17 protein-coding genes are annotated in these 19,846 nt (G+C 65.7%); 6 read left to right on the plus strand and 11 right to left on the minus strand.

What is annotated here, in order from left to right:
- Positions 1-15: 15 nt before the first annotated feature.
- The 9 genes from leuC to BM013_RS06120 form a co-directional block, all read right to left on the minus strand.
- The gene (leuC, locus tag BM013_RS06080) at positions 16-1,437 is read right to left on the minus strand and encodes a 3-isopropylmalate dehydratase large subunit (RefSeq protein WP_093124138.1); all 1,422 of its coding nucleotides are present in this window, start codon (positions 1,435-1,437) and stop codon (positions 16-18) included.
- Positions 1,438-1,498: 61 nt separating this feature from the next.
- Positions 1,499-2,443 (minus strand): LysR substrate-binding domain-containing protein, encoded by a 945-nt coding sequence (locus tag BM013_RS06085; protein WP_093124141.1) that lies wholly within the window; start codon positions 2,441-2,443, stop codon positions 1,499-1,501.
- A gap of 178 nt (positions 2,444-2,621) precedes the next feature.
- Positions 2,622-3,932 carry a citrate synthase gene (gene gltA / locus BM013_RS06090; RefSeq protein ID WP_093124143.1) on the minus strand — a complete coding sequence of 437 codons (1,311 nt, stop codon included), beginning with the start codon at positions 3,930-3,932 and terminating at the stop codon, positions 2,622-2,624.
- Between the two features lie 24 nt (positions 3,933-3,956).
- A complete protein-coding gene (locus tag BM013_RS06095; RefSeq protein ID WP_093124145.1) occupies positions 3,957-4,271 on the minus strand; it encodes an FAD assembly factor SdhE in 315 nt (104 codons plus the stop codon).
- Between the two features lie 28 nt (positions 4,272-4,299).
- The gene (locus tag BM013_RS06100) at positions 4,300-5,001 is read right to left on the minus strand and encodes a succinate dehydrogenase iron-sulfur subunit (RefSeq protein ID WP_093124147.1); all 702 of its coding nucleotides are present in this window, start codon (positions 4,999-5,001) and stop codon (positions 4,300-4,302) included.
- Between the two features lie 29 nt (positions 5,002-5,030).
- Positions 5,031-6,839: a succinate dehydrogenase flavoprotein subunit gene (gene sdhA / locus BM013_RS06105; RefSeq protein ID WP_093124150.1), complete on the minus strand. Its 1,809-nt coding sequence runs from the start codon at positions 6,837-6,839 to the stop codon at positions 5,031-5,033.
- 7 nt (positions 6,840-6,846) lie between these two features.
- Entirely contained in the window at positions 6,847-7,212 is a 366-nt protein-coding gene (gene sdhD, locus BM013_RS06110; RefSeq protein ID WP_093124152.1) for a succinate dehydrogenase, hydrophobic membrane anchor protein, read from the minus strand.
- Between the two features lie 14 nt (positions 7,213-7,226).
- A complete protein-coding gene (gene sdhC, locus BM013_RS06115) occupies positions 7,227-7,670 on the minus strand; it encodes a succinate dehydrogenase, cytochrome b556 subunit (protein ID WP_093124155.1) in 444 nt (147 codons plus the stop codon).
- A 233-nt stretch (positions 7,671-7,903) separates the two neighbouring features.
- On the minus strand, positions 7,904-8,662 hold the full coding sequence (locus BM013_RS06120; RefSeq protein ID WP_093124157.1) for a GntR family transcriptional regulator: 759 nt from the start codon (positions 8,660-8,662) through the stop codon (positions 7,904-7,906).
- 183 nt (positions 8,663-8,845) lie between these two features.
- Here BM013_RS06120 and BM013_RS06125 point away from each other — a divergent pair, with 183 nt between their 5' ends.
- The 5 genes from BM013_RS06125 to BM013_RS06145 all read left to right on the plus strand — a co-directional run bounded on the left by BM013_RS06125 (position 8,846) and on the right by BM013_RS06145 (position 14,902).
- Positions 8,846-9,832, plus strand: a complete 987-nt coding sequence (locus tag BM013_RS06125) for a malate dehydrogenase (RefSeq protein WP_093124159.1) — start codon at positions 8,846-8,848, stop codon at positions 9,830-9,832.
- 14 nt (positions 9,833-9,846) lie between these two features.
- The gene (tam, locus tag BM013_RS06130) at positions 9,847-10,638 is read left to right on the plus strand and encodes a trans-aconitate 2-methyltransferase (protein ID WP_093124163.1); all 792 of its coding nucleotides are present in this window, start codon (positions 9,847-9,849) and stop codon (positions 10,636-10,638) included.
- Positions 10,635-11,633, plus strand: a complete 999-nt coding sequence (locus tag BM013_RS06135; RefSeq protein WP_093124166.1) for an HpcH/HpaI aldolase/citrate lyase family protein — start codon at positions 10,635-10,637, stop codon at positions 11,631-11,633. Before tam ends, BM013_RS06135 begins: the two co-directional genes overlap by 4 nt.
- Positions 11,634-11,667: 34 nt before the next feature.
- Positions 11,668-12,237 (plus strand): hypothetical protein, encoded by a 570-nt coding sequence (locus BM013_RS06140; protein ID WP_093124170.1) that lies wholly within the window; start codon positions 11,668-11,670, stop codon positions 12,235-12,237.
- 79 nt (positions 12,238-12,316) lie between these two features.
- On the plus strand, positions 12,317-14,902 hold the full coding sequence (locus BM013_RS06145) for a bifunctional aconitate hydratase 2/2-methylisocitrate dehydratase (protein WP_093124172.1): 2,586 nt from the start codon (positions 12,317-12,319) through the stop codon (positions 14,900-14,902).
- A 79-nt stretch (positions 14,903-14,981) separates the two neighbouring features.
- On the opposite strand, the gene BM013_RS06150 is transcribed toward BM013_RS06145, so the two are convergent.
- The gene (locus BM013_RS06150) at positions 14,982-15,842 is read right to left on the minus strand and encodes a hypothetical protein (RefSeq protein WP_093124175.1); all 861 of its coding nucleotides are present in this window, start codon (positions 15,840-15,842) and stop codon (positions 14,982-14,984) included.
- A gap of 12 nt (positions 15,843-15,854) precedes the next feature.
- Positions 15,855-16,991, minus strand: a complete 1,137-nt coding sequence (locus BM013_RS06155) for a DUF2827 domain-containing protein (RefSeq protein ID WP_093124178.1) — start codon at positions 16,989-16,991, stop codon at positions 15,855-15,857.
- Between the two features lie 497 nt (positions 16,992-17,488).
- On the opposite strand from BM013_RS06155, the gene BM013_RS41160 reads away from it, so the two are divergent.
- On the plus strand, positions 17,489-19,846 hold a 2,358-nt coding region (locus BM013_RS41160), incomplete at its 3' end, for an ESPR-type extended signal peptide-containing protein (protein ID WP_256221403.1).

A 19,846-nucleotide genomic window follows, 5' to 3' on the forward strand; every position in this document is an offset into this window, starting at 1 on the left:
GGATCTCTTGTGTGTTCAGGCGAACGTACGAACGTCGACGAAGTGGCCGTGCACCGCGGCGGCGGCGGCCATGGCCGGGCTCACGAGGTGGGTGCGGCCGCCGGCGCCCTGGCGGCCTTCGAAGTTGCGGTTGCTGGTCGATGCGCAGCGTTCGCCGGGTTCCAGGCGGTCGGCGTTCATGGCCAGGCACATCGAGCAGCCGGGCTCGCGCCATTCGAAGCCCGCGGCCTTGAAGATCACGTCGAGCCCTTCGCGCTCGGCCTGTTCCTTCACCACGCCCGAGCCGGGCACGACCATCGCGAGCTTCACGTTCTTCGCGACCTTCTGGCCCAGCTTCTTCACCACGGCCGCGGCTTCGCGCATGTCCTCGATGCGGCTGTTGGTGCATGAGCCGATGAACACCTTGTCGATGAAGATGTCGTTCATGGCCTTGTTGGGCTCCAGGCCCATGTAGACCAGCGCGCGCTCGATGGCGCCGCGCTTGCTGGCGTCCTTTTCCTTGTCCGGATCGGGCACGCGGCCGTTGATGTCGACCACCATCTCGGGCGAGGTGCCCCAGGTCACTTGAGGAGGGATGGTGGCTGCGTCGAGTTCGACCACGGCGTCGAAGCTCGCGCCCGGGTCGGACTGCAGCGTGCGCCAGTAGCCCACGGCCTGTTCCCATTCCACGCCGGTGGGCGCGAGCGGGCGGCCCTTGACGTAGCTGATGGTCTTCTCGTCCACCGCCACCAGTCCGGCGCGCGCGCCGGCTTCGATGGCCATGTTGCAGACCGTCATGCGGCCTTCCATGCTCAAGTCGCGAATGGCCGAGCCCGCGAATTCGATGGTGTAGCCCGTGCCGCCGGCGGTGCCGATCTTGCCGATGATGGCCAGCACGATGTCCTTGGCCGTGCAGCCCAGGGGCAGCTTGCCCTCGACCTTCACGAGCATGTTCTTCGCCTTCTTGCCCAGCAGCGTCTGCGTGGCCATCACGTGCTCGACTTCGCTGGTGCCGATGCCGTGCGCCAGCGCGCCGAACGCACCGTGCGTGGAGGTGTGCGAGTCGCCGCAGACCACGGTCATGCCCGGCAGCGTCGCGCCCGACTCGGGGCCGATCACGTGCACGATGCCCTGGCGCTTGCTCAGGAACGGGAAGAACGCGGCCGCGCCGAACTCGGCGATGTTGTGGTCCAGCGTGGTGACCTGCTCCTTGCTGGTCGGGTCGGCAATGCCTTCATAGCCGCGCTCCCAGCCCGTGGTCGGCGTGTTGTGGTCGGCCGTGGCCACCACCGAGCTGATGCGCCACAGCTTGCGGCCGGCTTCGCGCAGGCCTTCGAACGCCTGGGGGCTGGTCACTTCGTGCACCAGGTGGCGGTCGATGTAGAGGATCGCGGTGCCGTCGTCCTCGGTGTGGACGACGTGTTCGTCCCAGATCTTGTCGTAGAGCGTGCGTGCCATGTCGTTCTCTTGTCTTTCGTGGGGAAATGGATTGTCTTGTGTGCGGGGCTTCGAATGCGTTTCAAGCCGCAAGTTGTTCCGTGCCGTCCGCTGCCGCATGCAGGTGGTTCACCAGCGAGCGCGCCGCCACCGGCAGGGTGGAAAAGTCGCGCGCCACCAGGCGGATCTCGCGGGCCGCCCAGGCGTCATTGAGCGCCACGCTCGCCAGGCCGCGGCCGATGCCGTTCTGCATGAGCTCGAACGCGCGTTGCGGCATCACGCCGATGCCCAGGCCGTTCTCGATCATCCGGCACATCGCGTCCAGCCCCGTCACGTGGATGCGCAGCTTGATGCTGCGGCCCGCGTCCAGCGCGGCCTCGTGCATGGCGACGTAGATCGAGCTGTTGGTGTGCAGGCCGACGTGGTCGAAGTCCAGCGAGTCGATGAAGTCGATGCTGTCCTGCGCCGCCAGCACGTGCCCCGTGGGCACGATCAGCGCAAGGCGGTCGTGGCGGTACGACAGGCTCTGCAGCTCGCCCGCGCCGCCGGCCACGTGGCACACGCCGAGGTCGGCCGCGCCTTCCTGCACCGCGCGGATCACCTCGCTGCTCAGGTGTTCTTCGAGGTCGATCTTGATGGCTTCGTGGGCGCGCGTGAACACGCCCAGGTCTTCGGGCAGGAACTGCACGATGGCCGAGATGTTCGCGTGCACCCGCACGTGGCCGCGCACGCCGTCGGCGTATTCGCTGAGCTCGCCCTGCATCTTCTCGAGGCTGTAGAGCACCGAGCGGGCGTGGTGCAGCAGGCTTTCGCCGGCGGGCGTGAGGTCGACGCCGCGCGCATGGCGGTAGAGCAGGGTGGTGCCGAGCGTGGCTTCCAGGTCGGACAGCCGCTTGCTGATGGCCGAGGCCGCAATGAATTCGCGCTCCGCCGCGCGGCCGATGCTGCCCAGCTCGCAGACGGCCACGAACAGCTGCAGCGACGTGAGGTCGATGCGGCGGGCGAAGTTGCGTTCTGACGTGCTCATGGGGTGTGGGGCATCGCGTTCTGCGATGAGATGGCTATTTTCTCGCTGTTTTCATGCCATTGCCATCGTGATATGAGATGGCATTGCTGCCGGCCCGAGAAGAGGGGCCTGCCGAACGGGCAATAAAAAAGCTGCCCGAAGGCAGCTTTTTGAGGGGAGCGATCGCTCGGCGGGCCGATCAGCGGGCCGAGATCGGCTTCACGTCGCGCTTGGGCGAGCCTTCGAACAGCTGGCGCGGGCGGCCGATCTTGTACTCGGGGTCGCCGATCATTTCGTTCAGCTGGGCGATCCAGCCGACCGTGCGGGCCAGCGCGAAGATCGCGGTGAACAGCGGCACCGGGATGCCGATGGCGCGCTGCACGATGCCCGAGTAGAAGTCGACGTTCGGGTACAGCTTGCGCGACACGAAGTATTCGTCTTCCAGGGCGATCTTTTCCAGTTCCTTGGCCAGCTTGAACAGCGGGTCGTTTTCCAGGCCCAGCTCGGTCAGCACTTCGTTGCAGGTTTCCTGCATCAGCTTGGCGCGCGGGTCGTAGTTCTTGTACACGCGGTGGCCGAAGCCCATCAGCTTGACGTTCGAGTTCTTGTCCTTGACCTTCTTGATGAACTCGCCGATCTTCTCGACGCCGCCTTCCTTCTGGATGTCGTACAGCATGTTCAGTGCTGCTTCGTTGGCGCCGCCGTGGGCCGGGCCCCAGAGGCAGGCCACGCCGGCCGCGATGGCCGCGAAGGGGTTCGTGCCCGACGAGCCGCACAGGCGCACCGTCGAGGTCGAGGCGTTCTGCTCGTGGTCTGCGTGCAGGATGAAGATGCGGTCGAGCGCGCGCTCGAGCACCGGGTTCACCTTGTACTCTTCGCACGGCGTGGCGAACATCATGTGCAGGAAGTTGCCTGCGTAGCTCAGGTCGTTCTTCGGGTACATGTACGGCTGGCCGATCGTGTACTTGTACGCCATGGCCACCAGCGTGGGCATCTTCGCGATCAGGCGGATCGCGGCGATCTCGCGGTGCTCGGGATTGTTGATGTCCGTGCTGTCGTGATAGAAGGCCGACAGGGCGCCCACGAGGCCGGTCATGATGGCCATCGGGTGGGCATCGCGACGGAAACCGCGCAGGAAGAACTGCATCTGCTCGTTCACCATGGTGTGGTTCGTCACGACCTTGGTGAAGTTTTCCTTCTTGGCCTGGTCCGGCAGTTCACCGTACAGCAGCAGGTGGCAGGTTTCGAGGAAGTCGCAGTTGGTGGCGAGTTGCTCGATGGGGTAGCCGCGATACAGCAGTTCGCCCTTGTCGCCATCGATGTACGTGATGGCCGACTGGCAGGCCGCGGTCGACATGAAGCCCGGGTCATAGGTGAACATGCCGGTCTGCGCGTACAGCTTGCGGATGTCGATGACGTCGGGACCGACGGTGCCCTTGTAGATCGGCAGATCAACGCTGTCGCCGCCGTTGCTGAACGACAGCGTGGCCTTGGTATCGGATGCTTTCATTTCGGTTTACTTTCAGAGGTGGATTCAGGACGAAGGAGAAATCGCGGGACGCTGAGCGCCGTCGGTGCGCATCAGCTGCAGCAATGCGACCACCTCGGCCCCGGCCCATTCGGGCTCGGGCTCCTTTCTACGGAGAAGGAGGTCGAGGAGGTCGTTGTCCGACAGGTCCATCAATGTCTCCATCGCTCCCGCTTGACCCACGGTCATGCGGGCTTCGTGCCGCTCGAAGAAGCGGGCGATGAACAGGTCGTTCTCGAGCAGTCCGCGCCGGCAGCGCCATTTGAGCTTGCTCAGCGCACGTTCGCTGAGCAACTGGGCGGAGTCGGCGGCGGGTTGCATGGTGGCGTCAGGCAGATGAAGCAGTCGATTAGATGGCGCGACGCACCATCAATTCCTTGATCTTGCCGATGGCCTTGGTCGGGTTGAGGCTCTTCGGGCACACGTCCACGCAGTTCATGATCGTGTGGCAGCGGAACAGGCGGTACGGGTCTTCCAGGTTGTCCAGGCGCTCGGCGGTGGCTTCGTCGCGGCTGTCGGCGATGAAGCGGTAGGCCTGCAGCAGGCCGGCCGGGCCGACGAACTTGTCGGGGTTCCACCAGAAGCTCGGGCAGCTTGTGGAGCAGCTCGCGCAAAGAATGCACTCGTACAGGCCGTCGAGCTCTTCGCGCTCTTCGGGCGACTGCAGGCGCTCCTTCTCGGGCGGTACGTTGTCGTTCTGCAGGTACGGCTTGATCGAGTTGTACTGCTTGAAGAACTGCGTCATGTCGACGATCAGGTCGCGAATGACGGGCAGGCCCGGCAGCGGCTTCAACACGATCGTGCCCTTGAGCGTGAGCATGTTGGTCAGGCAGGCGAGGCCGTTCTTGCCGTTGATGTTCATCGCGTCGGAGCCGCAGACGCCTTCGCGGCACGAGCGGCGGAACGACAGCGTGGGGTCCTGCGCCTTGAGCTTCATCAGGGCGTCGAGCAGCATGCGTTCGTGGCCGTCGAGTTCGACCTCGACCGTCTGCATGTAGGGCTTGGCGTCCTTGTCCGGGTCGTAGCGGTAGATCTGGAATGTGCGCTTCATCGTATTGACCTTTTAAATGCTCTTTGTTCTTAGAACGTGCGGACCTTGGGCGGCACCGAAGCCACCGTCAGCGGTTGCAGCTTGACGGGCTTGTACGAGAGGCGGTTGTCCTCGCTGTACCAGAGCGTGTGCTTCATCCAGTTGGCGTCGTCGCGGCCCAGCGGTGCGACCGGATCGTCCGCGGGACGCTCGTAGTCTTCCACCGTGTGCGCGCCGCGGCATTCCTTGCGGGCCGCGGCCGAGACCATGGTGGCCTGCGCCACTTCGATCAGGTTGTCGACTTCCAGCGCTTCGATGCGCGCGGTGTTGAACACCTTCGACTTGTCCTTCAGGCCGATGGCCTTCACGCGCTCGCGCACGGCGGCGATCTTGACCACGCCTTCGTCCATCGAGGCCTGCTTGCGGAACACGGCGGCATGCTGCTGCATGACGGCGCGGATCTCGCCGGCCACGTCCTGCGCGTACTCGCCGTCGGTGGTCGCCTCGAGGCGGTTCAGGCGCTCCAGCGTGCGGTCGGCCGCGTCGTTGGGCAGGGCCTTGTGTTCCTTGAGCTTGTCGTTGAACTGCACGATGTGGTTGCCGGCCGCGCGGCCGAACACCAGCAGGTCGAGCAGCGAGTTCGTGCCCAGGCGGTTGGCGCCGTGCACGCTCACGCAAGAGCATTCGCCCACGGCGTAGAGGCCATTCACCACGGCGCTGTTCTCTTCACCCTTCTGGATGACGACCTGGCCGTTGATGTTGGTCGGGATGCCGCCCATCTGGTAGTGGATGGTGGGCACCACCGGGATCGGTTCCTTGGTGACGTCGACGTTGGCGAAGTTGATGCCGATCTCGTACACCGAGGGCAGCCGCTTGTGGATCGTGTCGGCACCCAGGTGGTCCAGCTTCATGTGGATGTAGTCCTTGTTCGGACCACAGCCACGGCCTTCCTTGATTTCCTGGTCCATCGAGCGCGACACGAAGTCGCGCGGCGCCAGGTCCTTCAGCGTGGGCGCATAGCGCTCCATGAAGCGTTCGCCGTTGCTGTTCAGCAGAATGGCGCCTTCGCCGCGGCAGCCTTCGGTCAGCAGCACGCCCGCGCCGGCCACGCCGGTGGGGTGGAACTGCCAGAACTCCATGTCCTGCAGCGGGATGCCCGAGCGCGCGGCCATGCCCAGGCCGTCGCCGGTGTTGATGAAGGCGTTGGTGGACGCGCCGAAGATCCGGCCTGCACCGCCGGTGGCGAGCAGCACGGTCTTGGCCTGCAGGATGTGCAGGTCGCCGGTTTCCATCTCGAGCGCGGTCACGCCGACCACGTCGCCTTCGTCGTCACGGATGAGGTCGAGCGCCATCCATTCCACGAAGAACTGGGTGCGGGCTTCGACGTTCTTCTGGTAGAGCGTGTGCAGCATCGCGTGGCCGGTCCGGTCGGCCGCGGCGCAGGCGCGTTGCACGGCCTTTTCGCCGTAGTTGGCGGTGTGGCCGCCGAACGGGCGCTGGTAGATGGTGCCGTCGGGGTTGCGGTCGAACGGCATGCCGAAGTGTTCGAGTTCGTACACGACCTTCGGTGCTTCACGGCACATGAACTCGATCGCGTCCTGGTCGCCGAGCCAGTCGGAGCCCTTGATCGTGTCGTAGAAGTGGTAGTGCCAGTTGTCCTCGCTCATGTTGCCGAGCGATGCGCCCACGCCGCCCTGGGCAGCCACGGTGTGCGAACGCGTGGGGAACACCTTGGACAGCACGGCCACGTTGAGGCCGGCACGTGCGAGTTGCAGCGAGGCGCGCATGCCGGAGCCGCCGGCACCGACGATCACGACGTCGAACTTGCGCTTGGTGATTTTTTCTTTTGTGTAAGTCATGGTGGGGTCAGATCTTCCAAAGCACTTGAATGGCCCAACCCGCACAACCGACAAGCCAGACGATGGTGAAAATTTGCAGCACGAGACGGATGCCGACAGGCTGGACGTAGTCCATCCACACGTCGCGCATGCCGACCCACACGTGATAGAGCAGGGCGACGATCACGGAGAACGTCAGGACCTTCATCCACTGCGCGGCGAAGATGCCGGCCCAGAGGTCGTAGCCGATGGGGCCGCGCGAGAAGATCAGCTGCGCGAGCAGGATGATCGTGAAGAGGGCCATCAGGCCGCCGGTGATGCGCTGGCTGAGCCAGTCGCGCAGACCGTAGTGCGCGCCGACGACGATGCGCTTGGAGCCGTAGTTCACAGACATGGATTGGCTCCTTCTCAGTACAGGCCGAACAACTTGGCGCCGAGCACCACGGTGAGCAGGATGCTCAGGGACAGCGTGACCAGGGCGGAGCTGTGTCCGAACTCCTTGGTGACCGCTGCGTGGCTCACGTCCATCCAGAGATGGCGCAGGCCGGCGATGAAGTGGTGCAGGTAGGCCCAGATGAGCGCGAGTGCGACCAGCTTGAAGAACCAGCCCGGAGCGAAGCCGATGCCGACGTTGAACGCGCCCTTGAATTTCGCGAACGAATAGTCAGATGACAGCGACGTGTCGAACATCCAGATGATGAACGGCAGCAGCAGGAACATCAGCACGCCGCTGACGCGATGCAGGATCGACACGATGCCGGCCGGCGGCAGCCGGTACGTCGTGAGGTCGGTGAAGGCATTGATGTTGCGGAATTCGCGACGTGGCCGAGGAGGAGTTGCAAGCTCTGTCATTGGGGGATTGCTTTCGTGGCTTGGTGACTTGTTGGCTTGTTCTGAGAGCGAACGCTTTTGTTTCTTATGCGGAAATGCAAACAACGCAAAATTCTATTGCAATGCACCATCGGGCAGCGGACGCGTCCGAGTCAGCGCACCGTTGCAGTCGGATGCTATTGACTTCGTAGCGCGTTGGGCATGCTGTGCGGGGGTCTGCGCGAGACCGGATTCTTCCTTCGAATGCATCGGGATCAGCCCAGCTGGTTCCTGTAATGGTGCGTGTCGGTGCGATAGAGGCCGCGTCGCAGCTCCATCGGCATGTCATGGTAGGTGTGCGCGACACGTTCCACGCTCAGCAGGGGCATCTGGCGGGGAACGTCGAGCAGCTGCGCCTGTTCGGCATCGGGCAGCACGGCGCGGATTTTTTCCTCGGCGCGCACCATGCGCACGCCGAATTCGGTCTCGAACAGCGCGTACATCGGGCCGGGCCATGCGCGCAGGCGCTCGGCGGTCAGGCCCTTGAAGGGCGTGCCGGGCAGCCAGAGGTCTTCGAGGATGGTCGGCACGCCGCCGTAGGCGAGCACGCGGCGCACCTGCAGCACCGCGTCGCCGGTGCGCAGGCCGAGCGCGCGTGCCACGTCAGCCGAGGCGCGCAGGCGCTTGCAGTCGACGATGGTGCGCACCGCGGGGCCCTCGGTGCTCGGGTCGCCGGCATCGGGCACGAGCTTGAGGAAGCGGTACTGCACATGCTGCTCGGCATGCGTGGCCACGAAGGTGCCCTTGCCCTGGCGGCGCACCACCAGGTTTTCGCCCGAGAGTTCGTCGATGGCCTTGCGCACCGTGCCCTGGCTCACGCGGTAGCGCGCCGCCAGGTCCATCTCGCTCGGGATCGGTTCGCCCGGCTTCCACTCGCCCGCCTGCAGGCTCTGCAGGATCAATGTCTTGATCTGCTGGTAGAGCGGACTGAAGGACGGCGTCGTGGGCTCGTCGAGGAGGGTGGGCGTGTTCATGGCAGCGGTGGGGTGCGCCGTGGCGGACCCCCAGAGGATATCTTATATAAGACATAAGACGGCCCTCATTGAATCGGCTTAAAATGCTGCGGGTCTCGCGCTGCGGGAAGGTATTTCCATTCCGCAGGACCCTGGCGCCCCACGAGAGCGCCGCACCGTTTCATCACCTTCTGGAGTCTTCCCATGAGCAAAAAGCCCGTCCGCGTTGCCGTTACCGGTGCCGCCGGTCAAATCGGTTACGCCCTGTTGTTCCGTATCGCATCCGGTGAAATGCTCGGCAAAGACCAGCCGGTCATTCTCCAACTGCTCGAAATCCCCGACGAGAAGGCCCAGAAGGCGCTCAAGGGCGTGATGATGGAGCTCGACGACTGCGCCTTCCCGCTGCTGGCCGGCATGGAAGCCCACGGCGACCCGATGACCGCCTTCAAGGACGCCGACTACGCACTGCTGGTCGGTTCGCGTCCCCGCGGCCCCGGCATGGAACGTGCCGAACTGCTGGCCGTGAACGGCGCCATCTTCACCGCGCAGGGCAAGGCCCTGAACGCCGTTGCCAGCCGCAACGTCAAGGTGCTGGTGGTCGGCAACCCCGCCAACACCAACGCCTACATCGCCATGAAGAGCGCGCCGGACCTGCCGCGCAAGAACTTCACCGCCATGCTGCGCCTGGACCACAACCGTGCCGCCAGCCAGATCGCCGCCAAGACCGGCAAGGCCGTGGCCGACATCGAAAAGCTCACCGTGTGGGGCAACCACTCGCCCACGATGTACGCCGACTACCGCTTCGCCACCATCAACGGCGAAAGCGTCGCCAAGATGATCAACGACCAGGAATGGAACGCCAACACCTTCCTGCCGACCGTCGGCAAGCGCGGCGCGGCCATCATCGAAGCACGCGGCCTGTCGTCGGCTGCCTCGGCCGCCAACGCCGCCATCGACCACATGCGCGACTGGGCCCTGGGCACCAACGGCAAGTGGGTCACCATGGGCATCCCGTCGGACGGCCAGTACGGCATTCCGAAGGACGTGATGTTCGGCTTCCCCGTCACCTGCGAAAACGGTGAGTACAAGCTGGTCGAAGGCCTGGACATCGACGCATTCAGCCAGGAACGCATCAACAAGACCCTCGAAGAGCTCGAAGGCGAACGCGCCGGCGTCGCTCACCTGCTGTAAGGCAACCCCGCAGCATGCTCGACTGGAATCCCGCGCTCTATCGTCGCTACGAGGACGAGCGCACCCGCCCCGCACAGGAACTCCTGGCGCGGGTGCCGCTGACGGAGGCGGCCCGCGTGGTCGACCTCGGTTGCGGGCCGGGCAATTCCACCGAGCTGCTGGTCCATCGGTTCCCGGCGGCGCAAGTCACCGGAACCGACAACTCCGAGGCCATGCTGGCCAGCGCGCGCGAGCGGCTGCCCCAGGCGGCCTTCGAGTTGAGCGACATCGCGACCTGGGCGCCGCACTCTGCGGAGCAAGCGCCCGACCTCATTTATGCCAACGCGTCCCTGCAGTGGGTGCCCGATCACCAAACGCTGATCCCGCGCCTGTTCGACGCGCTGGCCCCGGGTGGCGTGCTCGCCATCCAGATGCCCGACAACCGCCAGGAGCCCACGCACCGCCTGATGCGCGCCGTGGCCGCCGAAGCCCCGTGGGCCGAGGCCATCGGCGATGCCGACAGGCTGCGCACGCTGCTGCTCGACCTGGGCGGCTACTACGACCTGCTGGCGCCGCGCGCCGCGCACGTCGATGTCTGGCACACCATCTACCAGCACCGCATGGCCGATGCCGCGGCCATCGTCGAATGGGTGCGCGGCACCGGGCTGAAGCCGTTCGTCGACCGCCTGCCGGCCGACCTGCAGGCCAGCTACCTGGCCGAGTACCTGCGCCGCGTGGACGCGGCCTATCCGGCCCGTGCCGACGGCAAGCGGCTGCTCGCTTTTCCGCGCATGTTCATCGTGGCGCAAAAGGGCAACAAGGCATGACGAACACTGTTCACCCGGGTGAAGTACTGCTCGGCGCGCAGGCCGGCGCCGTGACGCTGCCGGTGTGCGATCACTACAGCGGCGTCGAAGCGCGCATGAAGAAGAGCCTCGCGCTCCAGGCCGAGATGGCCGAGGAGTTCGGCGCCTGCGTGTTCGACGTCACCCTCGACTGCGAAGACGGCGCCCCGGTGGGCGGCGAGGCCGAGCATGCCGCGCTCGTCACCGAGCTCGCGCTGGCCGCCAGGCCCGGCATGCGCGTCGGCGTGCGCGTGCACCCGGTCGACCATCCGGCCTTTGCCGGCGACGTGATCACCATCGCCGGGCGTGCCGGCGAGCGCCTGAGCCACCTGATGGTGCCGAAGGTCGAGTCGGTGGCAGACGTGCTGCAGGCCGTGGCCGCGCTCGACGCGGCCGATGCCGCCGCGCTGCCGCTGCACGTGCTCATCGAGTCGCCGCTGGCCGTGCACAACGCCTTCGACATCGCCGCGCATCCGCGCGTGCAGTCATTGAGCTTCGGCCTGATGGACTTCGTCTCGGCCCACGCCGGCGCCATTCCGGCCGACGGCATGGGCGCGGCGGGACAGTTCAGCCATCCGCTGGTGGTGCGCGCCAAGCTGGCCATCGCGTCGGCCGCGCATGCCTGCGGCAAGGTGCCCTCGCACTGCGTGGTCACCGAGTTCAACGACACCGATGCCATGCGCACGGCGGCCCGCAAGGCCGCCACCGAATTCGGCTACACGCGCATGTGGAGCATCCACCCGAACCAGATCCGCCCGATCCTCGAGGCCTTCGCGCCCGACGAGGCGCAGATTCAAATTGCCACAAAAATCCTTGTAAAGGCGGCAACCGCGAATTGGGCACCGACACAAATTGATGGCACATTGCACGACCGCGCGAGCTACCGCCATTTCTGGCAGGTTCTGACGCGCGCCCACGCAACAGGGCGCGTGTTGCCCCCCGAGGCGAAAGCCTGGTTTGCATTCGCGGCCTCCTGAAACCACCCGAATCCAGTCTCAAGGAAACCCACACATGAAGAAAATTGCCCTGATCGCTGCCGTTGCCCTGGCACTGCCGTTCGCTGCCGTGGCGCAGACCGCAGCAGCCCCCGCCAAGCCGGCGGCCAAGCCCGCCGCCAAGGCCGAGGCCAAGAAGGCTCCGCCGAAGCGCCAGGTCACCCGCCGCGCCGCCAAGGCCGTGGAAGAAGTCACCCCCGTCAACACCGACACCGACGTGACGCTCAACGACGCCGACCTGGCCGTGGCACAGCGCGTGTCGGTCGGCAAGGCCCAGTGCGAACTCGGCGCCGACGTGACCGTCACGCCCGACGAGAAGAAGCCCGGCTTCTTCACCGTCAGCACCAAGGGCCAGAAGTACCGCATGCACCCGGTCGAAAGCCGCACCGGCGCCATCCGCCTCGAAGACCCGCGCGCCGGCGCCATGTGGCTGCAGCTCGGCAACAAGTCGATGCTGATGAACCAGAAGGCCGGCCTGCGCATTGCGGACGAATGCCAGACCGACGCGCAAGTCGCGTTCGCCGCAGAAATGAAGAAGAACCCGCCCAAGGCCCTGTTCGAAGGTGCCGACGGCGAGAAGAAGTAAGCGTACCGAGCCGGGGTGCGGCGCAGCTCTTGCTTGAGCGCTCCGCACGCCCGTCAGACCAGTTTCCGGAGAAAAAAAGATGTTGCAAGCCTACGTTGACCATGTTGCCGAACGCGCCGCGCTCGGTATCCCGCCGCTGCCATTGAGCGCGAAGCAGACCTCTGAAGCGATCGAGCTCCTGAAGAGCGCGAACGCGAAAGACGGCGCCTTCCTGCTCGATCTGCTCACCTATCGCGTGCCTGCCGGCGTCGACGACGCCGCCAAGGTCAAGGCGAGCTACCTTGCGGCCGTGGCCCACGGCACCGAGAAGAGCGAGTTCCTGTCGCGCGCCCGCGCCACCGAACTGCTCGGCACCATGCTCGGCGGCTACAACATCAGCCCCATGATCGACCTGCTCGACGACGCCGAAGTCGGCGCCGTGGCAGCCGAAGGCCTGAAGAAAACCCTGTTGATGTTCGACCAGTTCCACGACGTCAAGGAAAAGGCCGACAAGGGCAACGTGCACGCCAAGGGCGTGCTGCAAAGCTGGGCCGACGCCGAGTGGTTCACCAGCCGCCCCGAAGTGCCCCAGAGCATCACCGTCAGCATCTTCAAGGTGGCTGGCGAAATCAACACCGACGACCTGTCGCCCGCGCCCGACGCCACCACGCGTCCCGACATTCCGATGCACGCCCTGGCGATGCACAAGAACGCGCGTCCCGGCATCGTGCCGGAAGAAGACGGCAAGCGCGGCCCGGTGAAGTTCATCGAAGACCTGCGCGCACGCGGCCACCTGGTGGCCTACGCGGGCGACGTGGTCGGCACGGGTTCGTCGCGCAAGAGCGCCACCAACTCGGTGCTGTGGTTCACCGGCGAAGACATTCCCTTCGTTCCGAACAAGCGTTTCGGCGGCGTCTGCCTTGGCGGCAAGATCGCTCCCATCTTCTACAACACGATGGAAGACTCGGGCGCACTGCCCATCGAGCTCGACGTCACGCAGATGGAAATGGGCGACGTGGTCGAGCTGCGTCCCTATGACGGCAAGGCACTGAAGGACGGCAAGGTCATTGCCGAATTCCAGGTCAAGAGCGAAGTGCTGTTCGACGAAGTGCGCGCCGGCGGCCGCATTCCGCTGATCATCGGTCGCGGCCTCACGGCCAAGGCGCGCGAAGCACTGGGCCTGCCCGTGTCGACGCTGTTCCGCCTGCCGACCAGCCCGGTCGACACCAAGAAGGGCTTCTCGCTCGCACAGAAGATGGTCGGCCGCGCCTGCGGCCTGCCCGAAGGCCAGGGCGTTCGCCCGGGCACGTACTGCGAACCCAAGATGACTTCGGTCGGCTCGCAGGACACCACCGGCCCGATGACCCGCGACGAGCTGAAGGACCTGGCTTGCCTGGGCTTCTCGGCCGACCTCGTGATGCAGTCGTTCTGCCACACGGCGGCGTACCCCAAGAAGGTCGACGTCAAGATGCACCACGAACTCCCCGAGTTCATGGCCAACCGCGGCGGCGTGTCGCTGCGTCCGGGCGACGGCGTGATCCACAGCTGGCTCAACCGCCTGCTGACGCCCGACACCGTGGGCACGGGCGGCGACAGCCACACCCGTTTCCCCATCGGCATCAGCTTCCCTGCAGGCTCGGGCCTCGTGGCCTTCGCGGCCGCCACCGGCGTGATGCCGCTGGACATGCCCGAGTCGGTGCTCGTGCGCTTCAAGGGCAAGATGCAGCCCGGCGTCACGCTGCGTGACCTGGTCAACGCCATTCCGCTGTACGCCATCAAGGCGGGCCTGCTGACCGTGGCCAAGCAAGGCAAGAAGAACATCTTCTCGGGCCGCATCCTCGAAATCGAAGGCCTGCCCGACCTGAAGGTGGAACAAGCCTTCGAGCTGAGCGACGCTTCGGCCGAACGCTCGGCCGCTGGCTGCACCGTGCACCTGAACAAGGAGCCGATCGCCGAGTACATCAACAGCAACATCACGCTGATGAAGTGGATGATTGCCGAAGGCTACGCCGACGCACGCACGCTGGCCCGCCGCATCGCCGCACAAGAGGCGTGGCTGGCCGACCAGTCGCTGCTTGCGGGCGACGCCGACGCCGAGTACGCCGCCGTGATCGACATCGACCTGGCCGAGATCCACGAACCCATCGTGGCCTGCCCGAACGACCCCGACGACGTGAAGACGCTGAGCGACGTGGCCGGCGCCACCATCGACGAAGTGTTCATCGGCTCGTGCATGACCAACATCGGCCACTTCCGCGCGGCGTCGAAGCTGCTCGAAGGCAAGCGCGACATCCCGGTCAAGCTGTGGATCGCACCGCCGACCAAGATGGACGCGCAGCAGCTCACCGAAGAAGGCCACTACGGCGTGTTCGGCAATGCCGGTGCGCGCACCGAAATGCCGGGCTGCTCGCTGTGCATGGGCAACCAGGCACAGGTGCGCGAAGGCGCGACGGTGATGTCGACCAGCACGCGGAACTTCCCGAACCGCCTGGGCAAGAACACCAACGTGTACCTGGGTTCGGCCGAGCTGGCCGCCATCTGCTCGCGCCTGGGCCGCATCCCGACGCGTGAGGAATACATGGCCGCCACGGGCGTGCTCGATGCGTCGAGCACGCAGATCTACCAGTACCTGAACTTCGACAAGATCGAAGACTACAAGGTGGCCGAGACCGCACCGGCCTGCTGATCGGCACAGCGTCTTTCGCATGCGAAAAAGCCCCGCTCCGCGGGGCTTTTTCATTGGCGAACGGGGTGGTGTTGTTCGCTCAGCTCGGTGGCAGGTTGGGCTGCAGGTGTTCCTGGCCGCTCAGCACCATGTTCGCGCCGGCCGGGCCGCCCACCGCGTGGGGCAGCGAGGTCAGCAGCGAACTCGCGAAGTCGCCGCGGTAGAGCTTGGCGCCCTGGTGCGTGAGGTTCGAGTTGGCGTCGATGTAGATGGACTCGCCAAGGCCCGACCACAGCCGGCAGAAACCGTAGTCTTCCGACAGGTAGCGGCGCGTCTGCGGATCGACCATCACGTCGAAGAAGCGGTAGTGCAGCCCGAGGTCGGGCTCGCCGATGCTGTCGGGCACGTAGTTGAGCTCGGGGTGGCTGGCGATGAGCCGCTCGAACACGCCGCGCTTGATGGCCATGAAGCCCGTCGGCGCCTCGGTCATCCGCATGAACCCGTCGGGCTGCACCTCGAGCTCGACCTGCGAGCTGGCCTCCGACGCCTTGGCATTGACCGTGTAGCGCGTGAACGTGGCCTCGAAAAGCTGCCGTGTCGTGCCTTCGGCGACCCCTTCGGCGGGCCAGTCCTCGCGCTTGAGCGGGTACACGCCGGCCGCGATGTCGTAGTCGGCCAGCAGCAGGCGGAAGGCCGCCTGCGCCGAGAAGCCGATGTCGGCGTCGATCCAGAACAGGTGCGTCCACTGCGGGTTGGCCAGGAACTGGGCCACGCAGTTGTTGCGCGCCCGTGTCACCAGGCTTTCACCCTGGTGGAACAGCACCTGCAGCCGCATGCCGGCGCGTTCGGCCTCGATGGCGAAATTCATCATCGACATGACATAGTTCTGGAAGTACTTGCCGTCATGGCTCGGCGTGACGATGACGGGGAAGAACTGCCGCAGTTCGGAGGGCTCGAGCATGAAAGGGTCCGGTTATCTGGCGGGGCGCTGCACGAGGCCGAGCAGCAGGGCGTTGTACACCTCGGTGGCCGCGGCGTTGCCGGGCAGGTAGCGGTCGATCAGGGCGCGCTGCCGCTCGCGGTAGGCGAGGGCCTGGGCGTCGTGGCTGTCGACGGCCTCCAGCACGCGTGCGCTGCCGCCGGCCACGTCGTTGCCTTCGTAGTGGTAGCCCAGGTCCGCGCACAGGTGCGCGTTGTGCACCAGCGGGTAGCCCTGCCAGCAGGTCTCCAGGTAGAAATAGTTGAGTGGGTTCTCCCACTGGTGGGAAATCACGATGTCTGTGTTCCGGGCCAGAAACACCGGGGTCTCGTGCCGGCCCAGGAAGACGGCCTTGTGCTCGCGGACCAGGTCGAGCTGGTTCATCAGGGTGATGAACTCCATGTTCTCCCGGGCCAGCCGCTCGGCGTTGGTGACCTGCAGCACCTCGATGGCCCCGGGCCGTGAGCGGTACGCCAGCTCCGCGATGAGCACCGGGTAGAGGCAGAACTTCACCACGTTGATGTTGGGCTCCATCACGCTGAGCCGGCGCGGGCCCGGGTGCGGCCGGTAGACGCCGGCGTCGGGCAGGTCGCGGGTGCGCTCGTCGAGGAACACGGGGCTCCACACGAAGGGCACCGCGCGCGCCCGGGCGCGGCGCAGCACCTCGAAGTACGGCTGGCTGATGTTTGCCACCTGCGGAACCATCCAGATGTCGTCGTAGCGCTGGTTCACGAACAGGTTTTGGCCCCACAGGGGCTTGTCGAACAGGACCGACTCCATCGCGTGCACGTACTCGAAGCCGCAGCAGTACGACACCAGCCGGGCACCGCGCTGCTTCAGGTGGTCCGTCTGGGCCGCGTCGATCTGGCCGCCCAGCTCGATCAGCACATCCACGCTGTCCTTGGCCGCCTCGAAGGTCACGGTGGGCCAGCGCGCCTGGTCCCAGGGCAGGGCGGGCGTGATGGGCGTGGCGGTGGTGTTGACCAGCACCACCGAGCGGACCGTGGCGCAGTGCTTCAACGCCTCGGCCAGGAAGACGGCGTTTTGCTTGATGCCGTTGTTCCAGAGCGTTTCGGCTTCGTGATGAAGGCCGATGGTGATGCCAATTCTCAGTCGAGGTGGTGAAGTCATTGAATTGTTTCTTGAATGTTAATTAATGACGAGAGGCTATTTAAATCGAATTGGGGTGACGGATTTCACAAGTGGCGGTGTGAAGGATTTCCGTTTTTTTCATTTGAATGTCATCTGGCGCTTGCCGTCGTGAAGTCTATCTGCTTCCGTCACCAAATGAAATTATCGAGGGGAAGCGTGATTGTTAACTGCAGTTGGATGAAGAAGGCGAATGTTTGGATGCCGCCGATTAAGAATCCGGTAATTTTCCGTGGCCCCATGACAACTGGACGTCATTCGCAAAATCACTATTTTTTGAATTCTGTGCACTAAATCATCAGGCTGAATTGCAGGAATTGCTGCAGCGCATCGGAAATGTAAACAAGTCCGTACATTCCATCACTCTTGAAAAACAAAGTCGCATGCAGTGACTTTGACCATCCGATCCCAAAGCAGGGATGTCGCTTTCCCGCAGATCTGAAGCCGCCCGCTTCTTTTGAAAAATTAAGTCGAAACAAATGAATAAGTCACATCGCAGCATATGGAACGAAGCCCTGGGTGCCTGGGTGGCCACTGCCGAGACCACGAAGGCTCGCGGCAAGCGCAGCGGCTCGGCGGTGGCGGGAAGCGGTGCACAGGGCTTTCGCGCCTCCACATTGAGTGCCACCGTGCTGGCCGCGCTCATGTCGCTCGCGGCGGCGCCGGACGCCCGGGCGCAAACCGACCTGGGCGGGGGCACCGGCACCGGCACGCGCCACATCAGCATCGGCGGCACCGCGACCTGCGCTCCGGCGACCGACAGCAACTATCGCAACCAGGGCGGCGGTGGAGCGACTTCCAATTCAGGCGCGATTGGCAACGGATCCGAGTCGATCGCCATCGGCGCGAACTGCTCCTATCCCACGGCGGCCCTCGGTACCAGCGCCTTCGCGCTGGGCGTCAATGCGCTGGCCCTCGGCAACTACAGCTTCTCGATGGGGCGCGATTCGGTGGCCGCGGGCACCCTGGCGCAGGCCTGGGGCTACGGCTCCAACGCATCCGGCATGAATTCCATCGCGCTGGGCAGCGCCAGCGTCTCGAACAACGCGCAGCAGGGTGACGGCCCCAACGCCGCGGCCACCGACGGCATTGCGATCGGCCGGAAGTCCCTCGTGGCCGCCGGGGCGACTGCCGGCACGGCCATCGGCCTCGGCGCCAATGTGCAGGTGTCCAACGGCGTGGCGTTGGGCGCAGGCGCCACCGTCACCGCCCCCGCGGGCGGGGGCGCGGGCGTGGCCATCGGGCTCAACGCCGTCGTGAGCGGCATGAACGCCGTCGCCATCGGCCCCAATGCCCGTGCGACCGGCGTCGCCGCAACGGCCTTCGGTTCGAGCGCCAACGCGGTCTTCAACAACGACACGGCCTTCGGCAACAACGCGCTGGCCATCGGCGAGGTCACAGGCCTGGCGCCGTCGACGGCGTTCGGCAACGGTGCCAGGGCCACTGCCAGTGGCGCTGGCGGTGCCATCGCGTTCGGTGCCTTGGCAAACGCCTCGGGCGCGCTTTCGGTTGCGATGGGATTTTCGTCGCTCGCCACCAACAGGAGCGGCGTGGCTATCGGCACGAACGCCCAGGCCTACGGAAGCAGCGCAGTGGCGATCGGCGCCGCCTACGCCTACAACGCGAACGACGTGGCGATGGGCATCAACGCGACGGCTGGCTCGCCCACGTCCGCAACCCCGGCGCGCAACGTCGCCATCGGCTCGGGAGCCACGGCCACGGGCGGCTTTTCGACGGCCGTGGGGCGGACGACCAATGCGAGCGGGGTGGGTGCCACGGCACTTGGCGGAAACGCCAACGCCGGGGCGGCGGCGGCGGCGGCCGATTCCATCGCGCTGGGCGGTGAATCGAGTGTCGCGTCGGCAGCGACGTCCGGCATTGCCATCGGGCGCGGCGCGATCGTCAATGGCGCCTTCGGTATTGCGCAAGGCGACGGCGCGACGGCCGCATCGAATGCGGTCGGCCTCGGCACCGGCGCCAAGGCGCAGTACGCGAACAGCGTGGCCATCGGCGCGGGCTCCGCGACCGGTGCCGTTGCGCCCTCGGGCACCGGCTACATCACCGGCACCGCCGCACCGGCTTCCGAAGTTTCCGTCGGCAGCGCGAGCGCCTTGCGCCGCATCACCAACGTGGCCGACGGTTCCGCGGCGCAGGACGCCGTCACCGTGGCCCAGCTGAGCACCAGCACGGCGAGCCTGTCGACCGGCCTGAGCACCGCCACCAGCGGCGTCAGCAGCCTTTCCACCGGGCTGAGCACGGTGAAGAGCGGCGTCAACAGCCTTTCGACGGGCTTGAGCACCACCAGCAGTGCCGTCGCCAGCCTGTCGTCCTCGACGTCCACCGGCATCACCAGCCTCTCGACTGGCCTCAGCACTGCCGCCAGCGGCGTCGGCAGTCTTTCCACGGGCCTGAGCACGACCAACAGCGCGGTCGCCAGCCTGTCGTCGTCGACGTCCACGGGCATCACGAGCCTTTCGACGGGGCTGAGCACGGCCGCCAGCGGCATCGGCAGCCTGTCCACCGGCCTGAGCACCGTGACCAGCGGCGTGGGCAGCCTCTCGACGGGCCTGAGCACCACCAACAGCGCAGTGGCCAGCCTGTCGACATCGACGTCCACCGGCGTCACGAGCCTTTCCACAGGCTTGAGCACCGCCACCAGCGGCATCGCCAGCCTCTCCACCGGGCTCAGCACCGCCACGAGCAGCGTCGGCAGCCTGTCGACCGGCCTGAGCACCACCAGCAGCAACCTCGGCAAGCTGAGTTCGTCGGTCAGCTCGATCTACAACACCGGCACGAAGTACTTCCACGCCAACAGCACCGGCGTGGACAGCCAGGCG

The organism is Variovorax sp. OK605, from assembly GCF_900115445.1.
In the GTDB taxonomy this organism is placed as follows: domain Bacteria; phylum Pseudomonadota; class Gammaproteobacteria; order Burkholderiales; family Burkholderiaceae_C; genus Variovorax.